Here is a 12,750-nt window from a genome sequence, read left to right on the forward strand (position 1 = left end):
TGTAACCGTTGGGCTTGGCGAGGAGAGCGGTGTTGTCGAGCTTCGCCTCGGCCGTCACCGAGAACGAACCCGTGTCGTCGACGACCGGACCCGCGGCGGTGGCCGCCTGGGTGGTGCCGTTCAGGACCAGGGCGCCGCCCGTGACGGGCGTACCGGTGGTCGCGGTCAGGGTGCGGCCGTTGCCGGAGGTGTCGGCGAAGCCGGGGCCGGCCGTGGTGAGGTCCCAGGCTCCGGCCAGGTCGACGGCGGGCTTGCCGGTCGCCGGGTCGAAGAGCGAGGAGTCCTGCTTGACCTCGGTGGCGCTCTTCTCGTCCTGCCAGACCTTGACCTCGTCGATCCGGCCCGGGAGCTGCTCGGTCCAGGCGGCGGACTGCTTGGAGGCGCCGATTCCCATGACGCCGAGGGCGGCGATGGGGTTGGCGACGGTCATCTGGCCCTGGAGCTTCCCGTTGACGTACAGCTTCGCGATGTCGGTGGACTCGTTGTACGTGGCGGCGACGTGGGTCCACACCCCGGCCTGCGCCGGGTTCAGACCGTTCAGCTTGCTGATCGCGCCGGTACCGCCCGCGGTGTCGTCCGTGGCCATCTGCATCGACCACGGCTGGCCGGCGGCGGCGGTGATGGCGACACCGCTGAAGTTCTTGCCGCCCTGGGCCAGCATCGAGAAGGTGCCGTCCGTGCGGTCCAGGCGGACCCAGCCGGCCACGGTGAAGGAGCTACGGGTGTCGAACACCGGCTTGGCGCTGTTCGCGTACTGGCCGTTCGTCAGCTGGAGCGTGCGGTCCTCGTGCGGGGTGGGCGCCTGCACCCAGCCACGCCGGCCGTTCTGCGGGCGCTGGGCCCCGGCGGCGAGGTACATGTTGTTCCTGAGCGCCGTGTCGGTGGTCGAGTTGTCGATGGCCTGGCCGGAGGCCTCGTCGAAGTTCCAGTAGCCGATCGCGTCGGGGCCCTCCTTGACCACGAAGTCGACGATCTTCGTCGCGCCCCAGCGGCCCACGGGGTCCTTGGCCTTCACGCTCAGCTTCATCGTCCCCGACACCGGCGGGGTGATCGAGACGGTCGGGTTCGAGCCCGCGACCTCGGTCCACGCGGTGTCCGTGGACAGCTTGTACTGGTAGGCCGTGACGGTGTCGCCGCTCGCCGGTGCGAAGGTGAACTGACCTGCCTGGCCGGGCTTGCCGGCCGACGCGCAGGCGGTGCTGGTGCACTGGCTGTACGGGGCGCCGAAGGTGACCGCCGGGGCCTTGGGGGCGCTGGAGTCGACCTTGAAGTAGCAGTCGGCGCTGGGGTTGCTGGTGCGCTCGTGGCCGTCGGCGTACGAGCGGGTCCAGGTCCGGAAGCGGTACTGGGTGCCGTCGGTCAGCGTGGCGGGCGGGTCACTGGTGACCTTGACGTTGTCCCCCACGAATCCCGTGGAGGGCCGGCTGATGTAGTCGGCGTCGCCCGCGTTGGCCTTGACCGGGGTCCAGGTTCCGTTGGTCTCCTTCTTCTCGGTCTGCATGAGGATCCGCTCCTGGACGCCTGCCTCGCCGCCCCAGACGGTCTCGGTGATCGCGGTCATGGCCGGCGTCGGGTCCGAGATGACGGAGGGCTTGGCGGCGTCGTTCGAGCAGATCTCGCCCGAGCCCGTGACCAGACCCACGTAGATCGGGGTGTTGGGCCTGCCGATGTAGTCGACGGACAGGACCGCGTCGTTGCGGAAGCGCTTCCACGAGGCGGTGTCCGACTCGTCCTCGGCCCGCAGCTCCAGGTTCAGCCGGTTGTACTTGCCGTTGGCGAAGTCCTGGACGGTGGGGGTGAGGTTCTCGTCCGGCTCGTCAGGATGGTTGTCCGAGAACTCGACTGCCTCGGCGGGTGAGTTCGGGTCGCAGGCGGAGCCGCGGCCGGCGGACAGCCAGCGGTCGCCCATCAGGTCGGCGTAGTTGGGCTTGTTGCCCCAGCTCGTCGACGGGGAGATCTCCCCGTCCATGCGGACCAGCCAGACGTTGCGGACCTCGCACTGGAAGGCCCACGGCTCGGTGACGCGGAAGCGGGCCCACAGGACGTCCTTGCCCGCCAGCTTCTTCGGGGAGAACTCGAAGTACAGGCGCTGCACGTAGCCCGGGCCGCAGTAGTAGCCGCCCCAGGAGCCGCACTTGCCCATGCCCTTGCCCTGGCCGTCGCTGCCGTTGTCGAAGTCCCAGAACGAGACACCGTCGTTGCGGAGGGCCGTGTGCTCCGTGCCGTCGTCCAGAGCGACCGAGGGGTCGATGTAGAGGGGGAACGCGGCCGGGTCGCTCTGCTCGAGCAGCGCGGCGTCCGGTACGACGGCCAGCTTGTCCTTGGCGACGTGGACCGGCATGTTCTTGGCCTGCGAACCGAGGATCGGGCCGTCGGCGGGACGAGCGGTCGGCTCGCCGCCCACGGGAGGCTTCGGCAGCGCGCCACCCTCCGTCTTGGCGGCGGCGACCTTCTCCTTCGCGGACAGGGTCAGCGGTGCGGGGACGCCCTTGGAGTCCCACATCAGCGCCGGAGGGGCCTTGAACACCGGAACGCCGTTGGCGTCCTTCGCGGACAGACCGCCGTCCTCGGCCGTGTTGAGCTCGATGTCCTTCGCCTTCAGGTCGAACTCGACGCGCTGGAGCTTCGGGTTCTTCGCCGCCTCCGGCGTCTTGACGACCAGGACCTCGCGGTAACCCTTCAGGGTGGCCGTCATCCGCAGGTCCACGCCCGGAAGGACCTCCGGGTAGACGGCGCTGTCGCCGTCGATGACCGGCTTGGGCAGCGGGCCGCCCTGCCAGCCCAGCGTCATGGACCGCCCGTCACGCTCGATCGTCACGAGCTGCGAGGCGTCACCACCACCGGAGAAGCTGACACCCGCGACAGCGGCCTTCGGGCCGATCGTGCCGTCGGCCCGGACCTCCAGCGTCGCGTCCGGCGCGACCCAGCCCGAGCCGCTCTTGGCCTTGACCCGGACCGGAACCGCCGACATGTCCAGACGCATCGACTTGCCGTCCGGATTCGCGAACGTCGTGGTGGAGTCGGTGCGCTCGCCCACCACCTCGACGGGCTTCCCGGACTTCTTCGCGTCCTTCAGCGCCTGGTCGCTCTCGCTGAGGGGTGGTGCGGCGGCGGCATCGGCCACCGCTGTGAACGCAGGTGCGGCACTCACCACGAGCACCGCGCCGAGCACCGTGGCGACGGCACGCCAAAGCCGGCCTCTGTCTGAAGGCATGTTGTCAACTTCCCCAAGTGACACCGGATCCCCGATCCGGCGTGAAACGAATCCGGCCGCACCCCTGCGGCAGACATCCGGAGTGGACTCCCCCCGGCTAAACGCCCGTTAAAGCCGCAGGCCGGAGCGGTCAACACCGCTGGCAGGAGGGGAAGTAGGCGGTTCGAGAGGCACCCGGGACGGGCTGCCGCCGGAACCCCGGGGGACGGCGCCGAGGCCGCGCGCCCGCTCCGCCGACCGCCGTTTTCCGGACAACCCGGCCCGGCCCGCGCCCGTGCCGCCCCGGGGCGCCGGGGTGGGTGGTGGGCGCGGGAGGAGGTGGGTGGAGGCGCGCAGTAGGGTGGTCCGCATGACAACCGGGGTGCGGCGCAGGATGGGTGTCGAGGAGCGGCGGCAGCAGCTGATCGGGGTGGCGCTGGAGCTGTTCAGCCACCGGTCGCCCGACGATGTGTCCATCGACGAGATCGCGGCGGCGGCGGGGATATCCCGGCCGCTCGTCTATCACTACTTTCCGGGCAAACTGAGCCTGTACGAGGCTGCGTTGCGCCGGGCCGCCGATGAGCTGGCGCTGCGGTTCGTGGAGCCGCAGGAGGGTCCGCTCGGGGCGCGGCTGCTGCGGGTGATGGGGCGGTTCTTCGCCTTCGTCGACGACCACGGGCCCGGGTTCTCGGCGCTGATGCGGGGCGGTCCGGCGGTCGGGAGCAGCCGGGCCAATGCGATGATCGACGAGGTGCGGCAGGCGGCGTACGAGCAGATCCTCGCGCACCTGGGCATCGAGAAGCCGCCCGCGCGTCTCGCGCTCGTCGTGCGGTCGTGGGTTTCGCTCGCGGAGTCGACCGCGCTGCTCTGGCTGGACGGCCGGGAGATCCCGCGCGGTGAGCTGGAGCTGCAGCTCGTGCACGACTTCGCCGCGCTGGCCGCGGTCAGCGCGGCGTACGACACGGAGATGGCGGGCATCCTCGTACGGATCCTCGCGGACGAGCCGGCCGACGGCCCGTTCGGCGAGCTGGTGGGGCGGCTGGTGGCGCTGACTCCCTCGGTGATCGGCGCGACGGCGCCCGGCCCCGTAGTGCCCGGTCAGCGCTGAGCGGCGCCCCTCGGCCGGGCGAGGCTCCTTGATCGAATAGCGCGCAATAATGCCCGCGTGATCATTGACGACGAGATCTTGTTCCGGGCGGCCGAGGAGAAGGACACCGGCACGCTCGTGGCGCTGTACGACCAGGCCGCCCGCTGGATGCGCGGGCAGGGGATCGAGCAGTGGAAGCCCGGGGAGAAGGACGCCGCGCACTTCCTGTCGATCATGCGCGAGGGCGAGGTCTGGCTCGCGGCGGACGCCGACGGGCACGCCGTGGGGGCCTACGAGCTGTGGTGGTCCGACGAGGAGGCCTGGGGCGTCCAGCCGCCCGTCGCCGGCTACGTGCACCGGCTCATGGTCGAACGCGAAGCCGCGCCCGCCGGGACCGGCCGGCGGCTGCTCGAACATGCCGAGCGGCGCATCGCCAGGACCGGCCGCGAGCGGGCGCGGCTGGACTGCGTGTCCACCAACCCCCGGCTGCTCGCGTACTACCAGGGCGCGGGCTACCGGGTGGTCGGGGAGTTCCCCCACAAGGTGGGCCAGGACGGACGGGTGTACGGAGTGATCCTGCTGGAGAAGCGGCTCGACCGGCTCACACTGGTCTGAGCCGCTCCCCCACCCGGCGGGCTCGGCGGACCCGCCCGCGGCTCACCCCCGCTTGAAGACGGCCACCGTGCGGGCCGGGACCGTGAACTCCCCCTTCGCCGTGTCGTAGGCCGCCCGCCGGGTCACCGCGTCGGCGCCCGACGCCTGGAGCGGATGCAGGGCGTAACCGGTGCCCGCGAGGGCCGGGACACGCTGGACCTGTGCGGCGGGCGTGGCGTTGAAGACCACCACGAGGTCGCCCAGGGTCATCGTGATCACGCCCGGGGTCTCGGCCGGCCCCGACAGCGGGAAGGCCAGCTTCGACTGGACCGCCTCGGACGTCCTGAGGGCGAAGGACGGTTCCGTCGTACGGATCTTCAGCAGGTCGCGGTAGGCGGCCGAGGCCCCGTCGATCTCCGCGCAGCCCGGGGCCCCGCCCGCCGCCAGCAGCGGCTGGGCGTACGGCCACTTCGAGCGGTTGTCGGCCGCCGGCGGCAGGCCCCGTCCGAAGCCGTTGCCCTCGCGGCAGTCCCAGTGGACGGCGTTGAACCAGTCGCCGCTGTCGTAGGAGTTGCGGTCCAGGGACTTGGAGCGGAGCAGGTCGGTGCCCGCCTGCGAGAGGGCCGGGCCCTGGGAGAGGGCGGCGACCGACATCGCCAGTACCTGGGCACGGGCCTGGTCCGCGGCCGAAGTGCCCTCCGGCAGCTTGTACTTCAGGGCGTCGAAGAGGGACTCGTTGTCGTGCGCGTCCACGTAGGCGAGCGCGTCGCCGGGGGCGGCCGCGTAGCCGGCCGGGGCGCCGTTGTAGTCCACCTCGGAGCCCTTGGTCGCGCGGCCGGTGGAGTCGGTGAAGGCGTACGAGGCGAGGTTGCCGGTCAGCCCGACCTTGATCAGGTCCTGGTCGTGCAGCAGCCGGATCCGCTGCTGCTCCGAGGTCCCGTTCGCCGGCGAGGAGTTGGGCGCGGTGAACAGGCCGGACGCGAAGCCCTGTACGCGCGGGTCCTCGTCGAAGGGGCCGCCGCCGCGCACCGCGTCGCGGGCCCGGTCGGAGAAGGTGGCGATGCCGGTGCCGGCCATGTTCTGCTGCGTGGCCTGGACGAAGCGGGCGTCGTTGGCGACCTCGCCGAAGTTCCAGCCCTCCCCGTAGAGGACGATCTTCTTGCCGTCCACGCCGTCCTTGGCGACGGTCAGCGCGTCGAGGGCGGCGCGTACGGCCAGGATGTTGGCCTTCGGGTGGTGGCCCATGAGGTCGAAGCGGAAGCCGTCGACCTTGTACTGCTTGGCCCAGGCGACCACCGAATCCACGACGAGGCGGCCCATCATGGCGTTCTCGGGCGCGGTGTTGGCGCAGCAGGTGGACGTGGCGACCGAGCCGTCGGCCAGGAGCCGCTGGTAGTAGCCGGGGACGATGCGGTCGAGGACCGACTTGTCGGACTGGCCCGAGGCCACCGTGTGGTTGTAGACCACGTCCATGACCGTGCGCAGGCCCGCGCCGTTCAGGGACTGCACCATCCGGCGGAACTCCACCGTGCGGGCCGTACCGTTCGGATCGCTCGCGTACGAGCCCTCGGGGACCGTGTAGTGCAGCGGGTCGTAGCCCCAGTTGTACGAGTCCTTCGCGGCCGCGGCGGCCACGCAGGCCTGCTGCTCCTGCGAGTCCGGGGCGTAGACCTTCAGGTCGCAGGCGGGTTCGGTGCGGTCCGCCGCCTTCTCCGGGATGGTGCCGATGTCGAAGGCGGGCAGGAGGTGGACGTAGGAGGTTCCGGCGGCGGCCAGGTCGCGCAGGTGGCGCATGCCCGCCGAGCCGGTGTCGGTGAAGGCCAGGTACTGGCCGGGGTGGGTGGTGGTGCGGTCCGCGACCGAGAAGTCGCGGATGTGCAGCTCCTGGATCTGGGCCGAGGTGAAGGGGACGGGCGCGGGCTTCTTCAGGTCGCGCCAGCCGGGCGGGGCCAGCTTGGGATCGGCCAGGTCCACGGCCAGGCTGTACGTGGAGTCGGTGGTCAGGGCCGTGGAGTAGGGGTCGGTGACCAGGTTGCGGACGATCTGCCCGGCGGCCGGGGCCCAGACCGTGACGGCGAAGCGGTAGCGCTTGCCGGTCCAGTCGCGGTCGCCGCGCACCGACCAGACGCCGGTGGTGTCGTCGCGGTGCATGGCGACGGTGCGTCCGCCTTCGCCGCCTCCGTCGAGTTCGAGGGCGACCTCGCGGGCGGTGGGGGCCCAGACGGAGAGGGTGGGGCGGCCGTCCTTGAAGACGGGGCCGAGCGGGGCGTCGTTCGCGTACAGGTCGTCGAGGACGCCCGCGAGCTGGACGCCGGTGGCGGCCAGGACGGCGCCGCCGGCCGTACGGGCGCTCGCCACGAGCTGTCCGCGCAGGGAGGCCGGGATCCGGTCGCGGTCACGCGGGTCCACGGTGAACGCGGCGTACGAGGCCAGGTGCGGGTACTTCTGCTTCTGCACGGCGGTGAGTTCGGTCCTGGCCAGGCGCAGCCAGGCGGCGTCCTCGGTGCCGGTCAGGGTGCCGCCGGCCGCCTTGATCCTGCCGTCGCGGGAGGCGAGGAGCTGGAGGGAGGCCGCGGCGGGCGGGGCGTTCCAGGCGAGGGTGGTGCGGTCGATCCAGACGGCCTGGGCCTTGGTGAGGTCCAGGGCGGCGGCGCTGCCGGCGGGCTGCGGCAGGAGGTACTTGTCCTTGGCGGCAAGCATCCACACCTCGTGGCCGGTGGCCTTCAGGTCGAGGGACTGGTCGGAGGGGAGGTCCTTCTCGTCGCCCTTGTGGAGGATGTAGCTGAGGCCGGTCGCCCCGGCCGCGAGCGGGACCTCGTACACCGCGCCGTAGGAGTCGGTACGGGTGGGGAGCAGCGGCTTGGACCATTCGGTGGGGCTGGCCGCGCCGGTCCAGACGTGCAGGCCCCAGCCTTCGTAGGCGCCGTCGGGGCGCTGGTAGTGGAGGACCGCCTTGGCGGTGTCCTGCGGCGGGTGGGCGGGGCGTTCGGGGCGCGGGGCCTCCTTGCCCTGGTCGAGCCAGATCTCTCCGGTCTTGGTGACGTCGATGGTGCGGTCGGCGGCCACGTCCTTGTTGCCGTCCTTGTCGATGACCAGGTAACCGACGCTGCTCGCACCGGGCTTGAGCTTGACGTAGGCGAAGGCCCCGTACGCGTCGCGGCCGGTGAAGTCGTGGCCGGCGGGCCAGGGAGTGGCCTCTCCGTCGGCGAGGTCGCCCCAGGCGTAGAGGCGCCAGTTCGTGTAGTCGCCGTCGGGGCGGTTGTAGTGGACGACGGCGTACTCGCGCTGGGTGGCGGTGGGCACCTCGACGGGCGGGGTCTGTCCGGTGGCCGAGGCGGCGAGGGCGCTCGCGGTGCGGCCGGCGGAGTCGACGACGACGGCCTTGTAGCGCAGTGGGGTGCCGGGGGCGGTGGCCGCGTCGATGGTCTGGGTGACCTTGTAGGGGGCGTGGTCGGCGGAGCCGAGGACCTGCCACTTGCCGTTGCCGGTCTGGGCCGCGAAGACGACGCGGTTCAGGCCGCCGCCGGTGACGTCGGCGGAGAGCTCGACGGCGCCGGTGGCGCCGGGGGCCGGGGCCTTCAGGGTCACGGCGGGCTTGGCGGCGGGGGCGGCGAGCGGGGCCTCGGCCCGCAGGACCACGGAGCCGAGCGCGGGGAGGGTGACGGTCAGCTTCCCGGCGGCGGAGGCGCGGAGCAGGGCCGTGCCCGCGGCTGCCCCGTACAGGGTCCGGTACTGGGCGCCGGCCGGGGCGTCGAGCTCGATGGTGCGGGGCTCGGTGCCGTTGTTGGCGGCGACCAGGTACTCGGTGCGCGTGCGGGCGTCGGTGCGGGCGAAGGCGTAGGCGGACCCGTCGGAGAAACGTTCACTCTGGATGCCGTCCCGGAGTGCCGGGTGGTCCTTCGTCAGCTTCGAGAGAGCACTGATCTGCTTGTAGAGCGGGTGCTCCGGATCGTAAGCATCGCTCGCGTGCGTGCGCGCCGTTCCGAGCTGGTCGTCGTCCAGGTAGTCGGCGATCCGGGAGGCGAACAGCGGCTGGCGCGCGTCCTTGTCGCCGCCCGCGCCGGTGAAGCCCTGCTCGTCACCGGAGTAGATCACCGGGTTGCCCCGCGAGAAGAACATCAGCTCGTTGGCCAGCCGGTACCGGTCCAGCAGCTCCTGCTCCCCCGCCCCCGGCCTGTCCTGCTTCAGGAAGGTCCCGAAGCGGCCCATGTCGTGGTTGCCGAGGAAGGTGACCTGCTCGTACGCGTTCGCCTTGTCCGTGGTGTAGCGGTAGTCGTCGCCGAGGACCGAGGCCAGCCGGCCGGCCTCCGCGCCCTGGGAGGCGTACGAGCGGATCGCCTCCTGCAGCGGGAAGTCGAGGGTGGCGTCGAGGCGGCCGCGCGTCACGTACGGGGAGGTGACGGCGGTGTCGGCCGAGTAGACCTCGCCGAACATGAAGAAGTCCTCGCGGCCGCGCCGGGCCGCGTACTTGTCGAGGGCGGTGGCCCACTGCGTCCAGAACCCGGTGTTGACGTGCTTGACCGTGTCGATCCGGAAGCCGTCGATGTCGAAGTCGTCGACCCACTTCTCGTAGATCTTCTCCATCCCCTCCACGACCTCGGGACGCTCGGTCCACAGGTCGTCGAGGCCGAAGAAGTCGCCCTGCTCGGACGATTCGCCGGCGAAGGTGGAGTCACCGCGGTTGTGGTACATCGACGGGTCGTTGAGCCAGGCCGGCGACTTGAGCTTCTTCTTCGCCTCCGGGATGAACGGGGTCCGCGGGAAGGAGTCGCCGTCCACGGCCGGGAACTTCCTCTTCCCGTCCGCGTAGTCCTTGTCGTCGAAGGGCACCCCGTCCTTGGTCAGATAGGGGAAGGCGCCCTTGGAGAGGTACCCGTAGGAAGCCTCCCGGTAGTCGACGACGTCGGCGGTGTGGTTGGTGATGACGTCGAAGAAGACCTTCATCCCCTTCCCGTGCGCCTTGTCGATCAGCCGCTCCAGATCGGCGTTGGTCCCGAAGTGCGGGTCGACCTGGGTGAAGTCGGTGATCCAGTAGCCGTGGTAGCCGGCCGAGACGTCCTTGCCCGTGCCCTGCACCGGCTGGTTCTTGAAGATCGGCGCCATCCAGATGGCCGTGGTGCCGAGCCCCTTGATGTAGTCCAGCCGGTCGGTCAGCCCCTTGAGGTCTCCGCCCTGGTAGAAGCCCTTGTCCGTCGGGTCCAGACCCGTCTCCAGCCGGGAACCGGTCAGGCCGCCCCGGTCGTTGCGCGGATCGCCGTTCGCGAACCGGTCCGGGAGCACGAAGTAGAACTGCTCCCGGGTCAGGTCGTGGCGCGCGGGCTCGGCGGCCAGCTTGGCGTCCGAGGGCGGGGCCGGCGGCGCCTTGGCGGCGGCCGCCGCGGCGGCGGGGAGTGCGGGCAGGAGCGTCACGGCCAGGGTGGCGGCGATCACTCCCGCTGCGGGGCGTATCAAGGCGGTTCTCCTCGAGTGCGGGACGGTGCGGGACGGGAGGGTCAGTTGCGCCAGGTGTCGTTCAGCGTGACCTTGCCGCTCGCGGGGACGGTGGCGGTGCGGTTGGCCCCGCTCTCCCAGGTGACGTTGCCGGCGGCGTCCTTGCGGACGTACTTGTACGCGAAGACCGTGCCGGGCGGGAGGGAGACGTCGAGCTTCCAGACGGGGTAGGCGGCCGGGTCGAGCTTGAGGGCGCTACCGGTGTTCCAGGCGCCGAGCTCGGCGCGGTCACCGGTGACGTAGATGTTCTGGCCGACGACGGTGGTGGCGTTGACCGCGAAGGAGGCCCCGGCGGCGGCGGTCGGCGTGGGGGTGGGGGTGGGGGTGGGAGTCGGCGTGGGGGTGCTGCCGCAGCTGCGGGCGCCGACGTGCAGGGCGACGGCCGTACCCGCGCCGAGGGTGGCGGTGAACCGCCCGCCCGAGTCCACGGTGACCGCGCGGCCGCTCTGCACGTCGCAGTAGTCGCCGGACGGGAGGGAGGTCTGGAACGTCCGGGTCAGCGACGAGCCCTCGTGGTTGATCGCCACGTACGCCTTGGCGCCGCGCCCGAAGGCGATCTGGTCGCCGCCGTTGTCCCACCAGTCGGTGACGGCCTGGCCGCGCGCCGCGTTGCGGAAGGCGACCATCGAGGAGATCTCGCGCCAGGAGTGCTGGCACTTCCAGCCCTCGGAGTAACACGCGTTCACCGTGCCGCCGTTGGGCGGCCCCGCGTCACGGTCGGTCCACTCGTAGCCGGAGTGCACGTCCGGGGAGCCGTAGGGCCAGGCCAGCATGAACACGCTGGCGAGGGTGTAGGAGGAGCCGTCCTTGTAGTTGAGGGTGTCGCCGCCGCGCTCGGTGTCGTGGTTGTCGACGAAGACCCCGGACTGGCCGGAGGGCATGTACCCCCAGGCTTCCCCGAAGTTCTTCAGGTAGGCGAGGTTCTCGTTCTGGAAGACCCGCTTGAGGTCGCGGGCGTAGCGGAACTCCTGCACGTCGCCGTTGCCGAGGTACTCGTTCGGCGATACCGCCTCGCCGGCGCCGTATATCGCCTCCTGCTTCCAGTAGGCGTTCGGGTTCGTCAGCCGGGACTTGATGTTGGCGAGGTCGGCGGCGGGCATGTGCTTGGCGGCGTCGATCCGGAAGCCGTCGACCCCGAGGGACAGCAGGTCGTTGAGGTAGCCGGCGATCCGGCCGCGCACGTAGTCCTCGCCGGTGTCGAGGTCGGCGAGCTGGACGAGCTCGCAGTTCTGCACGTTGGCGCGGTCGGTGTACGTGGAGATCGTCGCCCGGCAGTCGTCCATGTCGGAGCCGGAGTACAGGCCCGGGTAGTTGTACTTCGTGTACGAAGTACCGCCCGTCCCCGTACCGTCGTTCGCCGCCATGTGGTTGATGACGGAGTCGGCGACGACCTTCACCCCGGCGGCGTGACAGGCGTCGACCATCGCCTTGAAGGCGGTACGGTCACCGAGCCGCCCGGCGATCTTGTAACTGACGGGCTGGTACGAGGTCCACCACTGCCCGCCCTGGATGTGCTCCTGAGGCGGCGAGACCTGCACGTACCCGTACCCGGCGGGCCCGAGGCTGTCTCCGCAGGCCTTGGCCACGGACTCGAACCGCCACTCGAACATGACGGCGGTGACGTCCTTCTCCCCCGGCGCGGCGGCGAACGCCCGCGGCGCGGCCCCACCGACGACGGCGAGGGCGGCTCCGGCGGATACGGCGGATACGGAAAGCAGCGCGGCGGCGGCTCTGACGGCGCGAGCACGGGTGAGCATGCGGTGTTCCTCCTGGCGGAGAGGCACGGCACCGGCCGAAGGCCGGTCGGGGCCGGGGTGTGGTCGAGTTCCGGCCGGGATACGGCCGAGTTGGGGATTGGAGCGACCGTAGGTGCCAGGGGAAGGCGCTGCAAGACTTTGCGCAAGAGATTGCAGAATTGTTTCGCGAGCGAGTCCGGGGGGGTGGGCGGGGCGGGGAGACGGGGCGCCGAGGCGGGGGGCTTTGGCCGCCGGGCGGGGCCGGGGTGGCGAGGCACCCAGGCGGGGGGCTTTGACCCCCGGGCGGGGCGGGGGTGGCGAGGCACCCAGGCGGGGGGCTTTGACCCCCGGGCGGGGCGGGGAGTCGCGGGACACCGAGCCGGGCGACGCTTCGACGGCCAAGCGGGGTAAAGACCGGCGGGGTCCCCAGTCGGGGTGGCTTTGACGGTGACCGGGGGGCGTCCCGGAAGTCCAGTGTCCTTCCGCGCCGGGCCGGCCCGTCAAGGGCGCTCCTACGTCGCGTCGCTTCGCGATGGCCTTCGGCCACCCTTGACCGACCGACCCGACACGGAAAAACACAAGACTCCCGGGATCCCCCCGGGGGATGGCCGGGAGGAACGAGAGGGAGGAACGGCCGAGTCAGAGGCCCA

Annotated in this window: 5 protein-coding genes; 2 read left to right on the forward strand and 3 right to left on the reverse strand. The window is 71.3% G+C overall.

Translation table 11 applies throughout. The features are described from left to right. The coding region (locus ACWGDE_RS27725) for a LamG-like jellyroll fold domain-containing protein (protein WP_453391757.1) at nucleotides 1-3,214 on the reverse strand (3,214 nt) is incomplete at its 3' end. 349 nt (nucleotides 3,215-3,563) lie between these two features. Between ACWGDE_RS27725 and ACWGDE_RS27730 the strand changes: the two genes are divergently transcribed. Both ACWGDE_RS27730 and ACWGDE_RS27735 read left to right on the forward strand, forming a co-directional pair. Further along, nucleotides 3,564-4,301: a TetR/AcrR family transcriptional regulator gene (locus tag ACWGDE_RS27730; RefSeq protein WP_453391758.1), complete on the forward strand. Its 738-nt coding sequence runs from the start codon at nucleotides 3,564-3,566 to the stop codon at nucleotides 4,299-4,301. 57 nt (nucleotides 4,302-4,358) lie between these two features. Next, nucleotides 4,359-4,895, forward strand: coding sequence for an N-acetyltransferase family protein (locus ACWGDE_RS27735; RefSeq protein WP_453391759.1), 537 nt, complete (start codon nucleotides 4,359-4,361; stop codon nucleotides 4,893-4,895). Between the two features lie 42 nt (nucleotides 4,896-4,937). Here the strand turns inward: ACWGDE_RS27735 and pulA are convergent, their stop codons facing one another. Next, complete coding sequence (pulA, locus tag ACWGDE_RS27740) at nucleotides 4,938-10,322, reverse strand: pullulanase-type alpha-1,6-glucosidase (protein WP_453391761.1); 5,385 nt, start codon at nucleotides 10,320-10,322, stop codon at nucleotides 4,938-4,940. Between the two features lie 44 nt (nucleotides 10,323-10,366). Then, nucleotides 10,367-12,121 carry a carbohydrate-binding module family 20 domain-containing protein gene (locus ACWGDE_RS27745; RefSeq protein WP_453391760.1) on the reverse strand — a complete coding sequence of 585 codons (1,755 nt, stop codon included), beginning with the start codon at nucleotides 12,119-12,121 and terminating at the stop codon, nucleotides 10,367-10,369. Between the last annotated feature and the right edge of the window lie 629 nt (nucleotides 12,122-12,750).

Source organism: Streptomyces sp. NPDC054956 (assembly GCF_053609185.1).

Coding starts and splice junctions, on each gene's coding strand:
- ACWGDE_RS27730 (WP_453391758.1), top strand. CDS start 3,564: ATGACAACCGGGGTGCGGCGCAGGATGGGTGTCGAGGAGCGGCGGCAG.
- ACWGDE_RS27745 (WP_453391760.1), bottom strand. CDS start 12,121: ATGCTCACCCGTGCTCGCGCCGTCAGAGCCGCCGCCGCGCTGCTTTCC.